Origin of the sequence: Prosthecobacter sp. (assembly GCF_020439865.1) — a bacterium.
Lineage (GTDB): Bacteria > Verrucomicrobiota > Verrucomicrobiia > Verrucomicrobiales > Verrucomicrobiaceae > Prosthecobacter.
Map to the genome: position 1 here is coordinate 1 of NZ_JAGRPF010000012.1, position 22,408 is coordinate 22,408.

Below are 22,408 nucleotides of genomic sequence, written 5' to 3' on the forward strand. Positions count from 1 at the left end.
CTCGCCAAGGCCACGCCGCTTTCGTGGATGCTCTACAACAACCCCGTCGGCTATAACACCGATGTGACGCCGGAGATTTTCGTCGAACTCGCCGACATCCCGAACCTGCACGCCATCAAGGAGAGCAGCGCGAACACCCGCCGCATCACCGAGCTACGCAATCAGACCGGCGACCGCTATCGCATCTTCACCGGCGTGGACGATCTCTTCCTCGAGTCCGCCATCCTCGGCATCGACGGATGGGTGTGCGGCAGCGGCATCGCCTTCCCGAAGGAGAACCAGCAGCTCTGGGATCTCGCCCAAGCGGGCCGCTGGGATGAATGCCGCGCGCTCTACCGCTGGAGCCAGCCGCTCATGAAGCTCGACACGCATCTCCACTTCGTCCAATACATCAAACTCCTCTGCCAGGAGACCGGCCTCGGTGCGGAGTGGGTGCGCGAGCCGCGCCTCCCTCTCGCCGGCGCCGAGCGCGACCAAGTGCTCAAGATCATCCGCGATGCGTTGGCTAAGCGGCCTGCGTGAGTCGAATTTCGTTCGCTCTCGACCACCGCGAAGGATTGACTCACGCCTCTCTTCCCCGGACAATGCGGTATGTCCTCGCCGGAAGCTGTCATCACGGAAAACGTCGTGCCTGAAGCAGCGCCGGTGCCTTCGCTGTTTGTTCGATTCTTGCTCAGGCTCGACAAGGCCGGGCAGAACTACCGCCTGACGCGCTTCATGCTGCTGCGCTTCACCGGATTGGTGTATTTCGTCGCCTTCCTCTCAGCAGCGCAGCAGTTCATCCCGCTCATCGGCCACGATGGCTTGTTGCCTGCCGATTTGTATGTCGATCGAGTCCTGCACGATCGCTCGCCATGGACGGTGTTCTGGCAGGCGCCGTCCGTTTTTTGGTTCAATGCGAGCGATGCGATGATTCAGGCCGTGACATGGACCGGCACCGTGCTGTCCCTCCTCGTGCTCATCGGTTTTGCCAATGGCCTCATGCTGATCGTGATGTGGGCGCTCTATCTGTCGCTCATTCCCATCGGCCAGGAGTGGCTCGGCTACGGTTGGGACATCCAGATTCTCGAAACCGGTTTCCTCGGCATCATGCTGAGCCCGTTGCTCGACCCGCGGCCGTTTCCGAAGCGTGCGCCGCCGGTCGTGATCGTGTGGCTCTACCGCTGGCTCATCTTCCGCATCATGCTCGGCGCAGGCCTCATCAAACTGCGCGGCGACTCCTGCTGGCGCGATCTCACCGCGCTCTACTACCACTACGAGACGCAGCCCGTGCCGAATCCGCTGAGCCGCTGGCTGCACTTCATGCCGCACTGGTTCCAGAAGGCGGGCGTGCTGTGGAACCACTTTGTCGAACTCGTGGTGCCGTGGTTCGGCTTCTACGGCCGCCATGCGCGACACATCGCCGGCGTGCTGATGGCCAGCTTCATGGCCATCCTCATCTTCAGCGGCAATCTCTCCTTCCTGAACTGGCTCACCATCATCCCCTGCCTCGCCTGTTTCGACGACACGTTTTGGAAGAAAATCCTGCCGCGCTTTCTCGTCGCACGCGCTGATCGCTCCGCCGCGGCAGGTGCCCATGCCTCCACCACGCATCAGTTCGCCTCGTTCGCGTATGCCTTGCTCGTCGTCTGGCTGAGCATCGAACCCGTGCGCAATCTCATCTCCTCCCGGCAGGCGATGAACACCTCCTTCGACGTGTTGCATCTCGTGAACACCTACGGCGCCTTCGGCAGCATCGACCGCGAACGCTTTGAGCTCATCTATGAAGGCACCGCCGACCTCGCGCCCGACATGCTCTCCGACTGGCGCGAGTACGAGTTCAAAGTGAAACCCGGCGATCCCAAACGCCGCCCCGCGATCATCACGCCGTATCATTACCGCCTCGACTGGGCCGCGTGGTATCCGTGGACTCAGGCCGGCGGTCGCAACGCGTGGGTGCCGCATTTCATCTGGAACCTCCTCCACAACGATCCCGGCACGCTCAGCCTCCTCGCGAAAAATCCCTTTCCCGACAAGCCGCCACGCTGGATTCGCGTGATGGTCTATCGCTACAAATTCGCTCCACCTGACAATCCCGACGGCGCATGGTGGACACGCGAACTCATCGGCACGCACATCAAACCATTGTCAGTCGAGAGCGAGAACCTGAAGACGATCGTGCGTCAGGAAGGCTGGCTTCGAGATAAGTGATCGTCACTTGGCCGATTTCCCAGCCGCCGTGCTGCAATCGTCCAAGATTCAGGCGCAAACACGTTCCATTCTTTGCTAACGTTGTCCCAGCCATTCAAGCCCGTGATGAAGTCTCTTTTCCTCAGCCTCCTCGTTCTTTGGCCGGCGCTTTGCATTCAAGCCCAACGTCTGAACGTGCTGTTCATCGCCGTGGACGACATGCGCTGCGATCTCGGCTGCTACGGTGCCAAGCATGTGCAGACACCCAATCTCGACCGCCTCGCGGCCTCCGGCGTGCTATTCAATCGCGCCTACTGCCAGCAGGCGGTGTGCAATCCCTCACGTGTTTCGCTCATGACCGGCATGCGACCGGATTCGACCAAGGTCTGGTATCTCTCGACCGAAATGCGCTCCGTCGTACCTGACGCGGTCACCATTCCGCAGCACTTCCGCAAGCACGGCTACTACGCGCTTGGCTTCGGCAAGATCTTCCACAATCCATGGCCGGACAATGTGTCATGGGATGAACCACACGTGTGGCCGGACAATCCGTCGTGGTCGAAAGCGGCTGAAGAAAAGCTCGCGGAGTTTCGCGAGCAAATGCGTGCCGAAGGCAAACCGCAGGCCCGCATCGACCGCATGCGCGCCGTTGCCACCGAGGTGCTCGATATTCCAGACAAGGAACACTTTGATGGCGCAATTGGAGAACAGGCCGTCACCGCCATGCGCAGGCTCGCGACCGAAAAGCAGCCTTTCTTCCTAGCAGCAGGCTTCGTCCGCCCGCATCTGCCCTTCGTTGTGCCGCGGAAGTATTGGGATCTCTACGACCGCTCGAAGATTCCGCTCGCAAAGAACGAATATCTGCCCCACGGCGCTCCAGCGATGGCCTTCGGCGAGTTCCAGGGCGGATTCTACGAACTGCGCGACTACATGGACTACGCGGACGCCCGCTGGCCAAAAGACGGCCCGCTTTCGGCAGCGCAACAGCGCGAACTGAAGCACGGCTACTATGCGGCGGTCTCCTACATCGACGCGCAGGTCGGCCGACTCCTCGATGAGCTTGACCATCTCGGTCTCGCCAACAACACAATCGTCGTGCTGTGGAGCGATCACGGCTGGAAGCTCGGCGAACACGGCGGCTGGTGTAAACAGACCAACTATGAGATCGACACACGCGCACCGCTGATGATCCGCATGCCCGGTGCGAAGGCGAATGGCACCAAGTCGGATGCGCTCGTCGAATTCGTGGACGTGTATCCCACCCTCGCCGATCTCGCCGGCCTGCCCGTTCCTGAAAAGCTCGAAGGCACCAGCCTCAAGCCGCTGCTCAATGGAACCGCCACGAAAGTCAAAGACGCCGCCTTCAGTCAGTTTCCACGTCGCGAAAAGGACGGCAACTACATGGGCTATGCCATGCGCACCGAACACTATCGCTACATCGAGTGGCTGGAGCTGTCTTCGCGTAAGATCGCAGCGCAGGAACTCTACGACCACGAGAGCGATCCCGAGGAAAACGAGAACATCGCCACCAAGCCGGAACACGCCGACCTTCTCGCCAGGCTTAGTGCGCAGATGTGGAAAACGCTGCCGCGTCCGACTTTCCAATGGCAGGAACCCGCGACCATGGCTTCCTCAAAATCACCCGCGCTTCTGCCGTGGCATCCGGCAACAGGCGCTGCGTTGCCGAAATCGGAACCGAAAGGACCAAAGCTCGCCGTCACTTTTCAAAACCAGACTCCGGCTGCCGTGGAACTCATCTGGATCAGCCCCCAGGGAGCGGAGAAGCGTTACCAGACGCTTGAGCCGAAGGATACCTTCGACATTCGCAGCAGCGGCGGAGCTGTGTGGGTGATCAAAGATGCGAACAACAAACCTCTCGGTCATTTTCAGATCCAAGGAACTGCAGACAAACCCGTGAAAGCCATCATTCCCGCGCCATGAAAACTGTTTTCGCCTCCATCCTTGCCTGCATCGCCTTGAGCGGCTCCGCATTCGCCGCCGATCAAGCGAAGCCCAACGTCCTCTTCATCTCGGTGGATGATCTCAACGACTGGATCGGCTGTCTCGGCGGGCATCCGCAGACGAAGACGCCGAACTTCGACCGTCTCGCGAAGAGAGGCACACTTTTCACCAACGCGCATTGTGCCGCGCCGCAGTGCAACCCGTCGCGCACGGCCATTTTCACCGGCCTCCCGCCTTATCGTTCCGGCGTGTATCACAACGGCCAGAAGATGCGCGATGTGCTGCCGAATGCGGAGCTCATTCCGAAGTTCTTCTCCCGTCACGGCTACTGGAGCGCCGGTTCCGGCAAGCTGCTGCACTACTTCATCGATGCAGCCTCATGGGACGACTACTTCCCCGCGAAGGAAAAGGAGGATCCCTTTCCACCGACCTTCGATCCGCCGAACCGTCCCATCAGCCTGCCTGTTGGCGGTCCGTGGCAATACGTGGAAACCGACTGGGCCGCGCTGGAGGTGAGCGACGAAGTCTGCGGTGGCGATTGGAGCGTGACGAAGTGGATTGGCGAGCAACTCCAACGCCCGCATCACAAGCCCTTCTTCCTCGCCTGCGGCATCTACCGGCCGCATGAGCCGTGGTTTGTGCCGAAGGAATACTTCAAACCCTTCCCGCTCGAATCCATTCAACCCGGCCCCGGCTACAAGGAGGACGATCTGGAGGATATTCCGCCCTCGGGACAAAAGATGGGCCCAAACCGTTACTTCGAGCACATCCGGAAACACGGACAGTGGAAGCAGGCCATCCAGGCCTATCTCGCCTCCATTCACTACGCGGATGCGATGCTCGGTCGCGTGCTTGATGCGCTCGAAAGCAGCCCGCATCGCGGCAACACCATCGTCGTGCTGTGGAGCGACCACGGCTGGCATCTCGGTGAGAAGCAGCACTGGCAGAAATACACCGGCTGGCGCATCTGCACCCGCGTGCCGCTGATCATTCGCGCTCCCGGTAGAAAAGCCGGTGCCGTCTGCGATCAACCGGTGAGCCTCACCGATCTCTTCCACACCGTCACCGACCTCTGCGGCCTTCCTGCCCCGGAAAACATCAGCGCCAACAGTCTGGTGCCCCTGCTGCAAAATCCGGACGCACCCTGGCCTCATGCGGCTGTCACGCAGCTCAGCGTGCCCGAAGAATACGCCATCAACGCACGTCACTGGCGCTACATCCACTACCGCAATGGCGACGAGGAGCTCTACGACATCGTGAGCGATCCTCACGAATGGACCAACCTCGCCGCGAAGCCCGAGCACGCCGCCAAACTCGCCGAGTTGCGCACACTCGCCCCCAAGAATCCTGTCCCCGTGCCACAGGTGCCCATCGCATCGTTGCCCGCTCTAAAATGGCATCCTGCCAGTGAGCCTGTTCCTCCTTCCAAGCCCGATGGTAACACCTTCGATGTCGTCTTCATCAATGAGCGCACACAACCTGTTGAGTTGTGCTGGATGACTCCCACTGGCGAACCCAAGTCCTACGGCGAGATCGAATCCAACAAGCAGAAACGCCAGTCCACCCGCCCAGGCGCCGTCTGGATCGTTCGCGACTCGTCGCAGAAAGCCCTCGGTCATTTTCAAATCAGCGACCGCTCGTCGAAAGCCATCATCCCCGCTCCATGACACGCATCCCCATCATCGACTCCCACACCGGCGGCGAACCCACGCGTGTCGTGCTTGGCGGCATCACGTCGGCTGATTTGGAGAAATACCGCCGCGCCATCATCTGTGAGCCACGTGGCCATGAGGTGATCGTCGGTGCGCTGCTTGTGGAGCCCAAAGACACCTCGTGCGCTGCCGGCGTGATCTTCTTTAACAACGTCGGCCTCCTCGGCATGTGCGGACATGGAATGATCGGCGTCATCGCCACACTTAAGCACCTCGGCCGCATCTCGGCAGGCGAACATCGCATTGAGACCCCTGTCGGCATCATCACTGCCACGCTCCATGACGATGGTCGCGTCAGCATTCGCAACGTGCCTTCCTATCGCAAAGCAAAAGCCGTGAAGGCTGGCGGCGTGACCGGAGATGTCGTGTGGGGAGGCAATTGGTTCTTCCTTGTTGCCGATCACGGACTTGAACTCACATTAAAAAACGTGCCGCAACTGACTCAGTCCAGTCTGGCAATGTGCGATGCTGTTCGCTCCGCTGGCTATCCCGAAGTCGATCACGTCGAACTCTTCGCACCGCCACACGACGCCGCGAATCACAGCCGCAACTTCGTCCTCTGCCCCGGCGGCGAATATGACCGCTCGCCGTGCGGCACTGGCACCAGCGCAAAACTTGCCTGCCTCGCCGCCGACGGCAAACTCGCGCCTAGCGAAGTCTGGCGTCAGGAAAGCATCCTCGGCAGCGTTTTCGAGGGATATTACGATGTTGGCGAAAATGGCATCATCCCCACGATCACCGGACAGGCCTTCATCACTGCTGAATCCACACTCATCCTCGACCCCGCAGACCCCTTTCAATTCGGCATCGCATGAAACTGCTTCTTTTCCTCGCCATCGCAGCATCCGCTCTCGCAACTGACTTCGATGCCGCTCTCAGCCTTCCGAAGCGAACCGAAAATAAAGTCTTCCGCGACCGCGTGAAGCCCAACTGGCTCCCGGATGGGCGGTCCTTCTGGTATCGCGTGCAAACCGGTCCTAACAGCCATGAGTTCGTGTTCATCGACGCCAGGACGGGACAGCGAAAAGTCGCCAAAACGCTCAAGGAACTCGGTTTGCCCGAAAAGGAAGCTGCGAAGACTTCGACAACAAAGATCCAACTGCGCAACACGACACGCACCGGCGAGGAATCGGGCCTGAAGTTCATCAACAAGCTCGATGAAAACGTAGACCTCTTCTGGATCAACCAACAGGGCGAACACGTCAGCTACGGACGCATCCGCGCTGGCAGCGAACGTGAGCAGCACACGTTTGAAGGTCATGTCTGGCTCATCACCAGCAGCACCGGCGAGCACCTCGCCGTGATCGAGGCCGGCCCAACGATTCAAACCCTCATCATCGACGGCAAAGGAATCGCTCCCGCTCCTGCGGAGCCGAAGAAGACCGGACGCGGCGATAAATCGCCCGATGGCCAATGGTCGGTCATGTATGAAAAGGAATTCATCCTTCTGCATCATGAGAAGAGCGACAAGCTGGTGCGGATGAAGGTGGAACCTGCGGCTCAGATGCCTTTTCGGGACAAAGCCGTCTGGTCGCCGGACTCCAGCACTTTTGTCATCAACTGCGCGCCACCGCTGCCCGTTCGAAAGGTCGGTTTTATTGAATCAACGCCCAAAGGTCAGCTTCAGCCCCGGCTGCGCGAATTCCCCTATCCTAAACCCGGCGACCCGTTGCCGAAGCCCTTCCCCGTCATATTTCGCGTAAGCGATTCAGGCTGCGAATGGACCCGAGTGAAGTCGGATCTATTCCCGACCCCCTTTCTTAACGCCGAATTCTTCCAACTCACGTGGTCACCTGGCAGCAGCGAGTTTTACTTCGACTACAACCAGCGAGGCCATCAACTTTATCGCGTGCTCGCCGTGAATGCGAAAACGGGCGCGGTGCGCGTGGTGGTCGAGGAGACCTCGAAGACCTTCATCGACTACCCCCAGAAGACGTGGCGGCACTGGCTGCACGACACGCACGAACTCATCTGGATGAGCGAACGCGACGGCTGGTGCCATCTCTACCTCTACGACACGCAAAAAGGCACCGTGAAACACCAGATCACGAAAGGTGCATGGCCGGTGCGTGAGGTGTTGCACGTCGATGAGTCGAGACGCGAAATCTGGTTCATGGCAAGCGGTCTGCGCGAGAAGGAAGACCCGTATCACGTGCATCTCTGCCGTGTGAACTTCGACGGCAGCGGCTTTCAGCGACTCACCGAGGGCGACGGCAATCACCACATCGAGTTCTCACCCAAGCGCGACTTCTTCATCGACACGTGGTCTCGTGCTGATCATCCACCCGTCACCGAACTGCGCCGCAGCAAAGACGGCGGCCTCGTATGCGAATTGGAGAAGGCCGATGCCTCCGCGTTGCTCGCCGCGGGCTGGACGATGCCGGAACGCTTCGTGGCCAAAGGACGTGACGGCAAAACCGAAATTCACGGTGTCATCATCAAGCCCTCCAATTTCGATCCTGCGAAGAAGTATCCTGTCGTGGAGAACATCTACGCCGGACCACATTCCGCCTTCGCCCCGAAGGAGTTCAGCCGGCTGCTCGGGCATCACACGATTGCCGAACTCGGCTTCATCGTCGTCCAGCTCGACGGCATGGGCACCAATCATCGTGGCAAAGCCTTTCACGACGTGTGCTGGAAGAACCTGAAGGACGCCGGCTTCCCAGATCGCAAGCTGTGGATCAAAGATGCCGCGAAGACACGCTCGTGGATGGATCTCAGTCGCGTGGGTATCTACGGCGGCAGTGCTGGCGGACAGAGTGCGATGCGCGCGCTGCTCGATCACCACGACTTTTATCACGTCGCCGTCGCCGACTGCGGCTGCCACGACAACCGCATGGACAAGATCTGGTGGAACGAGCAGTGGATGGGCTGGCCCATTGACGACAGCTACGCCAGGAGCAGCAACGTGGACGATGCAGACAAACTCGAAGGCCACCTCCTCCTCATCGTCGGCGAACTGGACACCAACGTCGATCCCGCCAGCACCACACAGGTCGTCGGCGCCCTGCAACGCGCGAACAAGACCTTCGACTTCATGCCCATCATTGGCACCGGCCACGGCGCGGCAGAGACACCCTATGGCTCACGTTTGCGCATGGAGTTTCTGGTGCGGCATCTGAAACCCTAGTGCCACGGCCCAAAATCACGCCGCATTCAATCGCCGATATTCCGTGGGCGACATGCCGGTGACAGCGCGAAAGGCACGAGTGAAGGCGCTGTGGTCGGCAAAACCGCATTCGAGAGCGACGTGAGCGATCGTCGCGTCCGTTTCACGCAGCAGTCGAGCGCCTGCGGTGATGCGCGTCTTGGTGATCAACTGCATCGGGCTAAGTCCGTGGATGCGCTTGATGACACGAGCGAAGCGTGCAGCACTCATGCCCGCCTTTTGCGCGAGCGACGACGGACTGATCTGAGTGTCGTAGGCGGTCTCCAAATGGCGCAAGGCCTGCGCGACCGCGGACGGCACTTCTTCACGGCTCACCAAGGCCGTGAGGTCTTTGGAGATGCCGATCAAACCCTTCACGCGACCATGCTCGTCACGAATGGGGATCTTGCTCGTGAGTCCCCAGACGGGAACATTGGGTCGCCTCCAAAACAGCTCCAGACGCTCGATGATGGGCTTCCCCGTTCGCAGTACCTGGGCGTCCTGCTCAGTGGGAATACGCCCAAAGTCACCGGGGCAAACATCGCAAGGGCGGCGACCGATCATCTCCGACTTGTCGGACAATCCGTGCCGCTCGACGAGCGACTGGTTCACCACCACGTAGCGCCCGCTGGCATCCTTGATAAAAAAGGCCGTGTCATGCATCAGGTCGGCGATCTGCTCCACGTGCCTCGCGTCGATGAGCAAGGCCCCTTTCGTGGAAAGGATGCCTGGAAACGCTGCGGTGGCTGCTCTCATATTTGCGCAGCTGCAAGCAACGGCCATGGGGCAGTCGCCTTGCAACTTCGCTTCACCATTGTGCGGTTTTCGTCAGGCTTGCCAGTCATTCCGGTCAAGACGTGCCCGCCTGCCGTCGGGACTCTATGCTTGCCTCGTGAACCCCTGACCTGTTATCACCTCATCACGATGAGAGCCGCGTTCTTCGCCCTGCTGACTTCCGCTTTGCCGTTGCCCCAACTGCTTGCGGCCGACTCAGTCCCCTCGAACCACGCGCCGAACATCGTCCTGATCCTCGCAGACGATCTGGGCTACGGCGATGTGGGCTGCTACAACCGCGAATCAAAGGTGCCCACGCCGAACATCGACCGTCTCGCGAGTGAGGGCATGCGCTTCACCGACGCGCACAGCCCGGCCACGGTCTGCACGCCCACGCGCTACAGCCTCATGACCGGCCAGATGGCCTTTCGCGTGCCGAACGGCGGCACGGTGTTCACGGGTGCCGGCGGCCCATCACTGATCGCCCCCGGACGACTGACCTTGCCCGCGATGCTGAAGAAACAAGGCTATGCCACCGCAGCCGTGGGTAAATGGCACATCGGCTGGACTTTTCGTGATCAAAACGGAGCGCCGATTCACAAGGGCGGATTGGAAGAGGTCCGCCGCATCGATTTCTCACGGCGCATCGAGGGTGGGCCGATCGATCACGGCTTTGATCGATTCTTCGGCACCGCCTGCTGCCCGACGACGGACTGGCTCTACGCGTTTATCGATGGCGACCGCATTCCGGTGACGCCGACCGGGACCATCGACAAATCAGCGCTGCCGAAGCATCCGTATGCGAACGACTGCCGCCCCGGCATCATCGCCTCAGATTTTCCAATGGAGGAAGTGGACATGGTCTTCCTCAATAAGAGCCGAGCGTTCTTGGAAGAGCACGTGCGCACCGCGCCGAACAAGCCGTTCTTCCTTTATCATGCAGCCCAGGCCGTTCATCTGCCGTCCTTCCCCGGCAAAGATTTTAAAGGCAAGACCCGCGCAGGACCGCATGGCGATTTCATCTTCGAACTGGATCATGTCGTCGGTGAGTTGATGAAGGATCTCGAGCGTCTCGGTGTGGCCGACAACACGCTTGTCATCTTCACCAGCGACAACGGGCCCGAGACCACCAGCGTCGTCCACATGCGCGCTGATCATGGTCACGATGGCGCGCGGCCGTGGCGCGGGGTGAAGCGCGACGACTGGGAAGGCGGTCACCGCGTACCCTTCATCGTCAGCTGGCCGGCCCGCGTCAAAGCCGGCACGGTGAGCAATCAACTCACCAGCCTGACCGACGTGATGGCCACCGTAGCGGCGATCACGGGTGCGACGCTGCCTGCCGATGCCGCCGAGGACAGTTTCAACATGCTGCCGGTGCTGGAGGGCAAAGCCATCGAGCCAGTGCGGCCCTACCTGCTTGAGCAAGCTTTCGCCGGAGCGCGCACCTTGTCGATTCGACGCGGTGTCTGGAAATACCTCGATCATCGCGGCTCCGGCGGGAACAACTATGACAAGGGCGAACTCAAGCCCTATGAGCTGCCCGAAACCGCCCCTGATGCACCTGCGCAGCTTTACAAGCTGGACACCGATCCCGGCGAAACCACGAACCTCTACTTCAAACACCCCGAGATCGTGGCGGAATTGAAAGGACTGCTTGAGAAATCGAAGTCCGAGGGCCGCAGCGCTCCGCGCAGCATCACCACAAACGCAGGACTGCCCCGCGATGCCTTGCCGCTCGATGCAGCGGAGTGGCCGATGAATTATCGCATTCACCTCGAAGGCGCCGCCAAGATAACGCTGAGCGATGATCTGACGCTTTCATTCGATGGCGCGAAGCCGCAAGACATCGCCGTCGAGCATCCGGCAGACGGTGCGCCGGTGTTGCGCGTCTGGAGCGGTGGCAAACTGGTGCGCGGACCGGAGGACGTGATCTCGCTGGCGAAAACGGGCGCGATGGATTTCCCGGAGGCGAACCTCGATCTCGGCTCGGACTTCACGGCAATGGCAACCTTTGAGTCTAGTGGTCAGGGCACTCTGTTTTCCATGTGCCCACCAACTGGCAAATGGTCTCCTGCCGCCAAGGCGCTGTTCATTCGCGGCGGACGGCTCGTGTATGACATCGGATGGGTTGGCGCGATGACCGGCGGGCCGAAAGTGAACGATGGCAAGCCTCACACGGCAGTGCTCACCGTGCGCGATGGTGCGGCTCAGCTCTGGCTGGATAGCAAGATCATCGCTGAGAAATCCCCCTTCACTGCTGCGGACAAGCTGGAGCACGTTTTCAAAGTGGGCCGCGCTGCACATAACTTCGCGGGTGATTTCATCAATGGCAAAATCGGTGAAGTCAAAGTGTGGAAGCGCGCCTTGCCCGAAGGCGAGATCAAAGGGCTTTTCAAGCAAGGCGGCAAAGGAGCGAACACGCCTGACTTTGCGCACGTGCCAAAATCGGGTGGCAAACCACGGATCGAAGGTGGCAGCGGCTGGGTGCAGGCGCTGGAGCGCAGCGATCATGCGGCGATCGTCGGTGCGTGGAGTGACAAGACGCTCGAAGAAGGCGCGGCTATCTACAAAACGCTGTGCGTCGTGTGCCATGGCACGAAGGAGCAGCCAGGATCGCTGCCCACGGCGCTGCGCTTTGCCGAAGGCCAGTTCAAAAACGGCTCCGATCCGTTCTCGATGTATCTCACGCTCACGAAGGGCTTCGGCCAGATGGTGCCGCAGCCGCAATACACGACCGCGCAGAAATACGCCGTCATCCACTACATCCGCGAAACCTTTCTTCGCCCGCACAACCCATCACAGCTCAAGGACATCGACCTCGCCTCGCTGCCACGCGGCCTTGCACGTGCTGAGGAGGAGAAGCCCGACACCTCCCTGCCACCGTATCAGCGCATGGAACTGGGCAACTCGCTGTTCTGGACGCTGGAAGTCGCTCCCGACAACATCGCGCAAAAAGGCATCGCGATTCGACTCGATGACGGCCCCGGCGGCGTAACCAAGGGACGAGCATGGATGATTTACGATCATGACACGATGCGCGTGGCTACGGCGACGACTGGATCGTTCGTCGATTGGAAGGGCATCGCCTTCGACGGCAGCCACGGCACGCACACGAGCCTCACCGGCGAGCGTCACTTCATCAATCCGACCGGGCCCGGATGGAGCATCGGTGGATTCGAGGACAAGCGCGAACCCGCGAAGGACGGCAAGAAATACGGACCGCATCCCGGATTGAAGTTCCTCGGACTCTACAAGCATCTGAACCAGAGCGTCATCGCCGCGAGCATCCACGGCACGCGCGTGCTGGAGTCCTTTGGCTGGATCGACTATGGAACTACCCCGGTGTTTGTGCGCACGGTGAACATTGCTAAGACGAACCAACCGCTATTCCTTCGTCTCGCTCCAGACTCAGTAAATGCCCTCGTGGAGGGCGATTCTGTTACTCTAAATCGTGAAAACGGATTCTGGGTGGCTAAATTGCCGTCTGGCTCAAAAGCACGATTTTTCATCTCTCGGTTAGATCAGGCATCAATCGACACATTGGCGAATACGCTGAACACGTCATTGGATTTGGAACCCCTGATAAAAGGAGGTCCTTCCCAGTGGCCGCAGACAGTCACGACAACCTCGGTGGCCGGAAACGATGACGGCCCGTTCGCTGCGGACGATCTCTCTCTGCCGCTCGACAATCCGTTTCAAAGCTGGCTGCGCCCCGGCGGCTTTGATTTCACGCCGGATGGCAAAGCGGCCATCGTGGCGATGTGGAATGGCGACGTATGGCGCGTGGATGGCGTGATGGAGAAAGCTCCCGCCAAGCTGACATGGCGCCGGATTGCCAGCGGGTTGTTTCAACCGCTTGGTGTCAAATTTCGGGGCGATGAACTCTTCATCACCTGCCGCGACCAGCTCGCACGGCTGCGCGATCTCAATGGCGATGGCGAGACCGACTTCATCGAGTGCTTCAACGATGACGCGCAGGTCACCGAGCACTTCCATGAATTCGCGATGGGCTTGCAGACTGACGACAAACGAAACTTCTACTACGCCAAGTCCGGCCGACATGCGCTCGACAGCGTCGTGCCGCAGCACGGCACGCTGCTCAAGGTGAGCGCTGATGGATCAAAGACCGAAATCCTCGCCACAGGGTTCCGCGCTGCGAATGGCGTGTGCTTCGACGGCAACGACACGTTTTTCGTCACCGACCAAGAAGGCTTCTGGACGCCGAAGAACCGCATCAACCGCGTGAAGCCAGGCGGCTTCTACGGCAACATGTATGGCTACACCAGCATCACCGACACCAGTGATTCCGCGATGGAACAGCCGATGGTGTGGATCACGAACGACAAGGACCGCAGCCCCGCCGAACTGCTCCGCGTCCCTCCGCAGGCATGGGGCAATCTGAGCGGCAGCCTTCTGAATCTCAGCTACGGCACCGGACGCGCCTTCATCGTGCCACATGAGGAGGTGAACGGCCAGTGGCAGGGCGCCGTGTGTGAACTGCCGATGCCCGCCTTCGCCACCGGAATCATGCGCGGACGCTTTGGCAGTGACGAAGCACTCTACACCTGCGGCATGTTTGCCTGGGCCGGCAATGCAACCGCGCCTGGCGGGTTCCACCGAATCCGTCGCACGGGCAAGCCAGCGCAGGTGCCTTTGGCCGTTCACGCGATGAAAGGCGGTATGCGCGTGACCTTCAGTGATCCCTTCGATCCCAAAGACTGCGCGCTGAAGATCTGGTCGCTCAAACGCACGAAAAACTACGGCTCCAAGCACTACGACGAGCACGCTTTAACCATCCGCGCGGTAAACCTGAGCGAAGACAAATGCACCGTCACACTCGACATCCCCGACCTCGTCCCGACCCAGTGCTACCAACTTAAGATCAATGATCGCTTGCTGCACGGAACCATTCACCAACTCGCCCTGCCATGAAGCACATCGCCTCCATCGCACTCGTCACCCTGTTTATGATTCTTCCTGCATTGTCAGCCGATGATCTGACCGAACTTCAGCAACGGGCCGCTGGCGGCGACGTCAAAGCACAGATCGATCTCGCGATTCGATATCGCGATGGAAAGGGCGTGGCCAAAGACGATGTCGAAGCGATGCGCTGGGGGCATCGCGCCGCGGATGCGGGCAATGCGGATGCGATGGACTTCATTGGTTTCGCCTATCTCCGTGGCGCGGTCATCAAGCGCAATCCCACAATTGCGTTCGGCTATTTCAAATCGGCGGCGAATGAATCCGCGCAGGCCGCGTTCAACCTCGGCCAGTGTTACTATGGTGCACAGGGCACTGAGCAGGATTGCGCGACAGCGCTGAAGTGGTGGGAGAAGGCGGCGGAGAAAGGACACGGACGCGCCGCAGCGGCGGCGGCGATGGCGTATCTCTCGGGCGAAGGCGTCCCACCTGATCCGGTGCTGGGACGCCGACTAGCTGAGCGGGCCGCGGAGTTGAACAATCCTTCAGGCCTCGTGGTACTGGGCGAACTTCAGTTTCAAGCCGGTGACGTGGACGCGGCTAAAGCAAACTGGACAAAGGCCTCGAAGCTCTTTCCCACAGGCGTCACCGGACATCCGGCGCAGCCATCTGACAATGCTTCCGCTCAACAAGCGGCGGATCTTTTGAAGCTCATCGACTACCGCCGACGCAAAGCAGAGCCGGGGAAGTTCGCCTTTGTTCAGATGCCGCACATCCATCAGGGCTACAACAACTGCGGCTCGACCGCCTGCGCCACCTTCGCACGCTTTCACGGCAGCAAAATCGGCGGCTGGGACTACAAGAAGCTGTGCCCGTCACCGCTCGGCACCGGCACGGATTGGGGGCATCTGCTCGATGCCTCGAAGAAGATCGGCCAGCAGTGGAAACTCGTCACTTACACACCTGATGACGAAGGTTTCATCAAAGCCACTGACATGCTCAAAAGCGAACTCGATGCCGGACGTCCCGTGATCGTTGATTTCAAATACATCGGCCCGCAATACCCCAATGGCAGCGCCGGACACACTCTCAACGTCTGCGGCTACATCGCGGCAGAGAACCTCTACATCCTCTGCAACCCTGCCGTGGCCACACCGGGTCTGCAACTCATCACCGCCGATGATTTGAAGAACTTCTGGCGCTCCGATCACTATGGAGCGCTCTCGAAAGGCGTGCTTTCGCGGCCCGCTTTCATCATCGATCAACAATGATCCTGCGTTTGCGATTTCTGACTTGTCTTCTCTGCCTCGGCGTATCGTCGGCGGCAGAGCCGGTCATTCCGGCTTTGGCGGTCAAAGATCTCGGTGCAGACATCAAAGGGCAGATCCTCATCGAAGAAATGAATTGTGTGGCTTGTCATGCGGCGGAAGGCACGCTCTCGACGTCGTCGAAAAAGGCTCCGCGTCTCGCGCAGATCGGCTTGCGGGTGCATCCGGCTTACATTGAATCATTCATTCATGATCCGCATGGCATGAAACCCGGCACCACGATGCCGGATCCTTTGGCGCGTCTTCCAGAAACCGAAAAAGCGGCTGTGGCATCTGAACTGACGCATTTTCTCCTCTCGCTCAAAAAGCCAAACTTCACGCCACAAGCTCCTGATCATGTGGCGGCCACTCTGGGACACGCCTTGTTTCAGTCACGTGGATGCGCGGCCTGCCATGCGCCGCGCGATGAAAGGGCGGCAGAACTGCCGATGACCAATTCCGTGCCGCTTGGGGCTCTGGAGAAGAAATACAGCCATGACAGTCTTGTGGTCTTCCTGCGCCAACCACATGCAAGCCGTCCCTCGGGCCGAATGCCAGACATGCGGCTTCAGGGTCGCGATGTGGAGCGTATCGCGCACTTTTTGCTGCAACACACCCGCGTGCCCGGCGCGCTGCGTTACACGCTCTATCGCGGCAATGTGTGGGAGGGCATGGAGGGTGAAAACGTCGCTCCTGAGCGTGGCGGGCAGGTCGCGGAATTCGCGCTGGCCAGCCTTGGACGCGTGGAGCAGCACACCGCCGTGCGCTACGAGGGCTGGCTCATGGTGAAGTCAAAAGGCACGCACACCTTTCACCTCACGATGAACGGCGGCACTCTAAAGGTCGATGGCAAGGCGCTGGTGGACGAAACGCCCAGCGATCGGCGCGGCGTCAAATCGTTCACGGCCGCCGCGGAACTCGATGCAGGTCCGCACGCCATCGAGTTCACGTATTTTCACACGGGTCGCAAAGCAGAGCTGGTCTTTGAAATGACAGCACCGCAGTTCCCTAGCGGCCCGATCCCCTCCACGATGCTCTCGGTCTCTAAAGAGCCTCTCGCGCCCTTCGCGACGCTTAAAGTGAACCCGACTCTTGCTCAACGTGGTCGCGAGCATTTCACCCAATATGGATGCGCGAACTGCCATGATGATTTGAACCTGCCCCGCCTCTCCGCGCCTGATTGGACCAAACTGGAAACCTCTCGCGGTTGTCTCGCGGACTCCGCCGGTCCGCGTTTTGGCCTGAGCGTGACCCAACGGGAACTCATCGTCAAAGCGCTGCCGACGGCTGCCAATCCGGTGCTGGACGACACGCAGCGCATTCACAAGACGCTCGCCGCACTCAACTGCATCGCCTGCCACGAGCGCAGCGGCCTCGGCGGACCCGCCACGGAGCGGCGCGCGCTTTTTACCAGCACCCAGCCTTCGCTCGGTGATCAGGGCCGGATTCCACCGCCGCTCTCCTATGTTGGCGCGAAGCTGACGCCGCAGTGGTTTGCCGATGTCTTGCTGCACGCGAAGCGCCAGCGCGATTACATGGACGCAGCGATGCCGCAATTCGGAGAGGCTCAGGTAGGACAACTGCCGGAACTGTTCGCCCGCGTGGACAAGCTCGAAGACGCCGTTTTGCCAAAGGTGACGCAGCTTCAGGAGTCCAAGGCAGCAGGCTACGAGTTGGCCGGCACCAGCGGGCTTGGCTGCATCATCTGCCATGAGTTTAATGGTCAGAAGGCGGGCGAGATCAGCGCGCTCGACCTCGCCTATACGACGCAGCGGCTGCAGAAGAACTGGTTCACGCTCTTCATGCGCCAGCCCTCGCGCTTTCATCCCACCGTCATCATGCCCGGCTTCTGGCCCGATGGAAAATCTCTGCGCCCCAACATTCTCGCAGGTGACAGCGCGCAGCAAATCGAGGCGATCTGGAATTACCTTGCCGATGGCGAACGCGCGAAGAAGCCGGTTGGCATCTCACGCCAGTCCAATGAACTGCGCGTGGGTGATGTGCCGGAAATCTGCCGTGGTCGCGGCACCGCCGGCTTTCGCGGCATCGGTGTTGGCTACCCTGAGCGCGTGAATCTCGCCTTCGACTCCGGTGAGATGGCGCTGCGGATGCTGTGGCGCGGCGAGTTCGCCAATGTGGATAACGGCTCGTTCAATGCGCGCGGCAGCGACGCGATTTCATTCCCGCCAGGCATCCCGTTTCATCGCCTGAAGTCGCTGGACGAAAGCTGGCCCTACAAAGGCAAAACGAGCTACACCTTCCCCCAGGATCACGGCTACGAATTCCGCGGCTACACGCTCGACGCGCAGCGCCGGCCCACATTCCGCTACAGCTTCGGCGAGATTGCCGTGGAGGACTTTTTCGAGGATGTCCGCAGTGAAAGCGGTCGCGGTTTCTTCAAGCGCACGCTGCGACTCACCACGTCTGCTAAGCAGCCCATGTTCTATTTCCGTGCTGCGGCGGGAAAAAGCGCCGCCAAGATCTCCAACCGCGAGTTTCGCGTGGAAAAGCTCACCCTGCGGCTCGCCGATGGTCTGAGCGCCATCGTTCGTGAAGGTGAGCCCGCTGAAGTTCTCCTCCCGCTCACGCTGCCAGTCGGCGAAACCAAACTCGTGCTCGAATACTCATGGTAACTGCCCGCGTCATCCTCATCTCCATGATCGCCTCCGCTGTGCTGCTGCGCGGCGAGGAAGATCTTGGCGAGATGTGGGGCACTGCGACCGAGGAGGCGAAGTATTACCCGATCACCGCGATTCCCATTCCGCCCACCGTGCCGATGCGGCCCGGTGGTTTGGAATTTTTGCCGGATGGTCGTCTCGCCGTCGGCACGCGACGCGGTGACATCTACTTTGTGAAAGGCGCGCTCGATTCGCCGCCGCAGCCGCAGTTTCATTTGTTTGCCTCAGGGCAGGATGAGATTTTCTCGCTCGCCTGGCGCGATGGCGCGATGCTGGCAACCACTTGGGGCGAGGTGACGCGCATCGCCGACACTGATGGCGATGAAGTGGCTGACCGCTACGACACGCTCACCAGCAACTGGGGCTACGCCGAGGGTCACGAATTCGCCTTTGCCTCCAAGCCCGATGCGGAGGGCAATCTCTGGATCGCACTTGGTCTCAGCGGTTCCTACGAATCGCACAATCTCTTTCGCGGCTGGGCCGTGAAAGTCACGTCCGCAGGCAGAATGATTCCCGTTTGCAGCGGCTTGCGCAGTCCCGGCGGCACGGGCGCGAACGCGCAGGGCGTGATGTTTGCCACCGAGAGCCAGGGACCGTGGAATGGCTGCTGCTCGCTCAAGCATCTCAAAGAAGGCGCGTTCCTCGGCCATCCCGCCAGCTACAACTGGTATGCCTTCGTGCCCGGTATGAAGGAGCCGGTCAAACCGAACAGCGACTCACGCATGGCCGTGGAAAAGCGCCGCGTGAAGGAACTCGTGCCGCCCGCCGTGCGATTTCCGTACATTAAAATGGGACGCAGCATCTCCGGCTTCCGTCTGGCACAAACCGGCGGCAAGTTCGGCCCGTTCGATGGCCAGCTCTTCCTCGGCGACTACAGCCTTAGCATCATCGTTCGCGCCACCACCGAGCAGGTGAACGGCGTGTGGCAGGGCGCTTGTTATCCTTTCCGCGAAGGCCTGGCCACCGGCATCATGAATGTGGAGTTCAGCCCGCGTGGACAGCTCATCGCCGGAGGCTTCACCACCAGCCGCCAATGGCCGGTGCGCGGCACGGAACCCTTCGCCCTCCAGCGCCTCGAGTGGACCGGCCTCACGCCGTTTGAGGTGAAGGAGATCAACATCCGCAAAGACGGATTCCTCATCACCTTCACCAAACCGGTGGACACCGCCATCGCTTCCCGGCCTGAAAACTACGCGCTCACCACCTACACGCACATTTACCACGCCGCCTACGGCAGTCCTGAAGTCGATCACACCACTCCACGCATTCTCTCCGCCACACCCGCCGCCGACGGGCTCAGCGTGCGGCTGCGCCTCGATCATATCACCGAGGATCACATCCATGATTTCGACTTCGGCAAAATCACCTCGCAGCAGAAGGAACCTCTCCTCCACCGCAAAGCCTACTACACGGTGAATGAAATCCCGCACGACTGACACCATGCATCGCCTCTTGCTAGCTCTCATCATTGGCAGTCAAGCTCTCGCTCATCCAGTGCCGGATAGCACGCAGTGGCTCACCTATGCCGGTGGCGAAGGCCCCGGCAAGGGCAGGCACATCGTGCTCATCGCCGCCGATCAGGAATACCGCAGCGAGCAGTCGATGCCGATGATGGCGAAGATTCTGAGCACGCATCACGGCTTCGATTGCACCGTGCTCTTCGGCGTGAATGAAAAGGGCGAGGTGGACCCGACGATGCCGGTGTATCCCGAGAAAGGAAAGGAAAGCGAATTCAAGTCGCACCACATTCCCGGCCTCGAGCATCTCGCTTCGGCCGATCTCGTGATCTTCTTCACCCGCTTGCTCACATTGCCGAAGAGCGAAAACGAAATGATCGTGAAATATATCGACTCCGGAAAGCCCTTCATCGCACTCCGCACAGCGAATCACGGCTTCCGCGGGCCCCTGCCCTATAAGATCAACGGCAAGCAGGTGAACTGGGGCACGGAGGTGCTAGGCGGCGCGTTCATGGGCCACCACGGCCGCTGGCACGCTGACTCCACCCGCGGCATCCTCGTTGAGGAACAGAAGAATCATCCCATCCTCGCAGGTGTGACTGACATCTGGGGCAACTCCGATGTCTATCGCACTTACAAAGAGGGCACCAGCCTGCCCGGCGACTGCACCGCGCTCGTCTGGGGCCAGCCCCTCATGGGCCGCCAGCATGACGATCCGGCCAACACCAAACTTGAGCCGCTGCCAGTCGCGTGGTTCAAGACCTGGAAGACGAGCGCAGGCGAAAGCGCCCGTGTGTTTCACTCCACCATGGGCAGCGGCACCGACCTTGAGTGCGCCGACCTGCGCCGCCTCATCATCAATGCTGCTTACTGGTGCATGGAACTCGAGTCGACCATTCAAGCCACAAGCAGAGTGGACATCGTCGGCACCTACAAACCGCTCGAAAGCGGATTCAATTACACAGAACTGGGCGTCATGCCGACGGCGGTGTCAGCCTACCGATGAAAAAGAACAGTCACCTCTCAACGATCCTTCCACCCACTATTCCCACTCCATCAAAACCATGAAACGCATCCTCTTAGCACTCTTCGCCTTCACGTTGCCCGCCACCGCGAAGCCGCTGCAGGTCTTCATCCTTGCCGGACAGTCGAACATGCAGGGCCACGCCAAAGTGAGCACCTTCGAACATGTCGGCATGGATCCGTCCACCAAACCTATGCTTGATGAGATGTTGGGCGCGGATGGCCAGCCGAAAGTCTGCGAGCGCGTGTGGATCTCATCGATCGGCTGCGCGGACACGGAGCAAACCGGAAAACTGACCGCAGGCTTCGGTGCGAGTCAGAATGGTCCGAAAATCGGCCCTGAGTTCACCTTCGGCCTCCACATGCAGAAGTTCACCGACGCGCCGATTCTGCTCATCAAAACCTCGTGGGGTGGCAAAAGCTTGAACACCGACTTCCGCCCGCCGAGCGCCGGACCTTATGTGTTCAATGAGACCCAACTCGCCACGTTGAAGAAGCAAGGCAAAGACATTGCGGCCATCAAGGCGGCGAAGGAAAAAGAAACCGGCGTCTATTACCGGCTCATGATCGAGCACGTGAAGAAAGTGCTCGCTGACATCAAGCGCGTGGTGCCAAGCTACGATGCATCACAAGGCTACGAACTCGCGGGATTCGCCTGGTTCCAAGGCTGGAATGACATGGTGGACCAAGGCACCTATCCCAATCGCGACAAGCCAGGCGGTTACGATGCCTACACCACCGTGATGGCGGACTTCATTCGCGATGTGCGAAAGGATCTAAACGCGCCGGAACTCCCATTCGTCATCGGCGTCATGGGGGTCGGCGGTCCGACCTCCGAGTACGGCCCTGACCAGCAGCGCTACAAGTCCACGCATCAAAACATCCGCGATGCCATGGCCGCCCCCGCACAACTGCCCGAATTCAAAGGCAATGTCGCCGCCGTTTTGACGGAGAACTACTGGGATCGCGAGTTGAAAGCCGCGCGGGCGAAAGAAGAGACGATCAAACAACAGGTCAAGAAGCTCGCGAAGGATGGCAAAATGAAGCCTGCCGAGGAGCGTGCCTTAAGCGACAAGATGCGCATGGAAGGCCTCACCGAGCGTGAGCGTCTCGCGCTCGAAAAAGGCGTCTCCAATGCAGAGTACCACTACCTCGGGTCTGCGAAAATCCTCGGTGGAATCGGCAAAGGTCTGGCCGAGGCGATGGCGGGCCTGAAAGGGTTCGCGAAAAAATCCAAGTAAATCGTGGGGAACGCTGC

At 60.1% G+C, this 22,408-nt stretch carries 13 protein-coding genes; 12 read left to right on the forward strand and 1 reads right to left on the reverse strand.

The annotated features are described in order from the left end of the window. The 6 genes from KDL09_RS00865 to KDL09_RS00890 all read left to right on the forward strand — a co-directional run. Positions 1–522 (forward strand): dihydrodipicolinate synthase family protein (locus KDL09_RS00865; protein ID WP_294380362.1); only part of this gene is annotated, 522 nt, incomplete at its 5' end. Positions 523–591: 69 nt separating this feature from the next. Further along, on the forward strand, positions 592–2,190 hold the full coding sequence (locus KDL09_RS00870; protein WP_294380365.1) for a lipase maturation factor family protein: 1,599 nt from the start codon (positions 592–594) through the stop codon (positions 2,188–2,190). 105 nt (positions 2,191–2,295) lie between these two features. Beyond that, the gene (locus KDL09_RS00875; protein WP_294380367.1) at positions 2,296–4,110 is read left to right on the forward strand and encodes a sulfatase-like hydrolase/transferase; all 1,815 of its coding nucleotides are present in this window, start codon (positions 2,296–2,298) and stop codon (positions 4,108–4,110) included. Beyond that, positions 4,107–5,798: a sulfatase-like hydrolase/transferase gene (locus KDL09_RS00880; protein ID WP_294380369.1), complete on the forward strand. Its 1,692-nt coding sequence runs from the start codon at positions 4,107–4,109 to the stop codon at positions 5,796–5,798. Before KDL09_RS00875 ends, KDL09_RS00880 begins: the two co-directional genes overlap by 4 nt. Continuing rightward, positions 5,795–6,658 carry a proline racemase family protein gene (locus KDL09_RS00885; protein WP_294380371.1) on the forward strand — a complete coding sequence of 288 codons (864 nt, stop codon included), beginning with the start codon at positions 5,795–5,797 and terminating at the stop codon, positions 6,656–6,658. The genes KDL09_RS00880 and KDL09_RS00885 overlap by 4 nt, the downstream gene beginning before the upstream one ends. Continuing rightward, on the forward strand, positions 6,655–8,973 hold the full coding sequence (locus KDL09_RS00890; protein WP_294380372.1) for a DPP IV N-terminal domain-containing protein: 2,319 nt from the start codon (positions 6,655–6,657) through the stop codon (positions 8,971–8,973). Before KDL09_RS00885 ends, KDL09_RS00890 begins: the two co-directional genes overlap by 4 nt. A gap of 15 nt (positions 8,974–8,988) precedes the next feature. On the opposite strand, the gene KDL09_RS00895 is transcribed toward KDL09_RS00890, so the two are convergent. After that, positions 8,989–9,747, reverse strand: a complete 759-nt coding sequence (locus KDL09_RS00895; protein ID WP_294380374.1) for an AraC family transcriptional regulator — start codon at positions 9,745–9,747, stop codon at positions 8,989–8,991. A gap of 168 nt (positions 9,748–9,915) precedes the next feature. On the opposite strand from KDL09_RS00895, the gene KDL09_RS00900 reads away from it, so the two are divergent. From KDL09_RS00900 to KDL09_RS00925, 6 genes are read left to right on the forward strand one after another with little or no spacing between them, the layout of a single operon-like run. Then, positions 9,916–14,697, forward strand: a complete 4,782-nt coding sequence (locus KDL09_RS00900) for a sulfatase-like hydrolase/transferase (protein ID WP_294380376.1) — start codon at positions 9,916–9,918, stop codon at positions 14,695–14,697. Then, positions 14,694–15,956 carry a hypothetical protein gene (locus KDL09_RS00905; protein ID WP_294380377.1) on the forward strand — a complete coding sequence of 421 codons (1,263 nt, stop codon included), beginning with the start codon at positions 14,694–14,696 and terminating at the stop codon, positions 15,954–15,956. Before KDL09_RS00900 ends, KDL09_RS00905 begins: the two co-directional genes overlap by 4 nt. Next, on the forward strand, positions 15,953–18,625 hold the full coding sequence (locus KDL09_RS00910; protein WP_294380378.1) for a PA14 domain-containing protein: 2,673 nt from the start codon (positions 15,953–15,955) through the stop codon (positions 18,623–18,625). Before KDL09_RS00905 ends, KDL09_RS00910 begins: the two co-directional genes overlap by 4 nt. Continuing rightward, positions 18,619–20,106 (forward strand): hypothetical protein, encoded by a 1,488-nt coding sequence (locus KDL09_RS00915; protein WP_294380380.1) that lies wholly within the window; start codon positions 18,619–18,621, stop codon positions 20,104–20,106. Before KDL09_RS00910 ends, KDL09_RS00915 begins: the two co-directional genes overlap by 7 nt. A 4-nt stretch (positions 20,107–20,110) precedes the next feature. Next, the gene (locus KDL09_RS00920; RefSeq protein ID WP_294380382.1) at positions 20,111–21,133 is read left to right on the forward strand and encodes a ThuA domain-containing protein; all 1,023 of its coding nucleotides are present in this window, start codon (positions 20,111–20,113) and stop codon (positions 21,131–21,133) included. 58 nt (positions 21,134–21,191) lie between these two features. Beyond that, entirely contained in the window at positions 21,192–22,391 is a 1,200-nt protein-coding gene (locus tag KDL09_RS00925) for a sialate O-acetylesterase (RefSeq protein WP_294380385.1), read from the forward strand. The last annotated feature ends 17 nt before the right edge of the window (positions 22,392–22,408 follow it).

What these genes read in the sequence shown, in the direction of transcription:
- KDL09_RS00905 (WP_294380377.1), top strand. Translation starts at nt 14,694, where the DNA reads ATGAAGCACATCGCCTCCATCGCACTCGTCACCCTGTTTATGATTCTT.
- KDL09_RS00910 (WP_294380378.1), top strand. Translation starts at nt 15,953, where the DNA reads ATGATCCTGCGTTTGCGATTTCTGACTTGTCTTCTCTGCCTCGGCGTA.
- KDL09_RS00870 (WP_294380365.1), top strand. Translation starts at nt 592, where the DNA reads ATGTCCTCGCCGGAAGCTGTCATCACGGAAAACGTCGTGCCTGAAGCA.
- KDL09_RS00875 (WP_294380367.1), top strand. Translation starts at nt 2,296, where the DNA reads ATGAAGTCTCTTTTCCTCAGCCTCCTCGTTCTTTGGCCGGCGCTTTGC.
- KDL09_RS00925 (WP_294380385.1), top strand. Translation starts at nt 21,192, where the DNA reads ATGAAACGCATCCTCTTAGCACTCTTCGCCTTCACGTTGCCCGCCACC.
- KDL09_RS00880 (WP_294380369.1), top strand. Translation starts at nt 4,107, where the DNA reads ATGAAAACTGTTTTCGCCTCCATCCTTGCCTGCATCGCCTTGAGCGGC.
- KDL09_RS00885 (WP_294380371.1), top strand. Translation starts at nt 5,795, where the DNA reads ATGACACGCATCCCCATCATCGACTCCCACACCGGCGGCGAACCCACG.
- KDL09_RS00920 (WP_294380382.1), top strand. Translation starts at nt 20,111, where the DNA reads ATGCATCGCCTCTTGCTAGCTCTCATCATTGGCAGTCAAGCTCTCGCT.
- KDL09_RS00895 (WP_294380374.1), bottom strand. Translation starts at nt 9,747, where the DNA reads ATGAGAGCAGCCACCGCAGCGTTTCCAGGCATCCTTTCCACGAAAGGG.
- KDL09_RS00900 (WP_294380376.1), top strand. Translation starts at nt 9,916, where the DNA reads ATGAGAGCCGCGTTCTTCGCCCTGCTGACTTCCGCTTTGCCGTTGCCC.
- KDL09_RS00890 (WP_294380372.1), top strand. Translation starts at nt 6,655, where the DNA reads ATGAAACTGCTTCTTTTCCTCGCCATCGCAGCATCCGCTCTCGCAACT.
- KDL09_RS00915 (WP_294380380.1), top strand. Translation starts at nt 18,619, where the DNA reads ATGGTAACTGCCCGCGTCATCCTCATCTCCATGATCGCCTCCGCTGTG.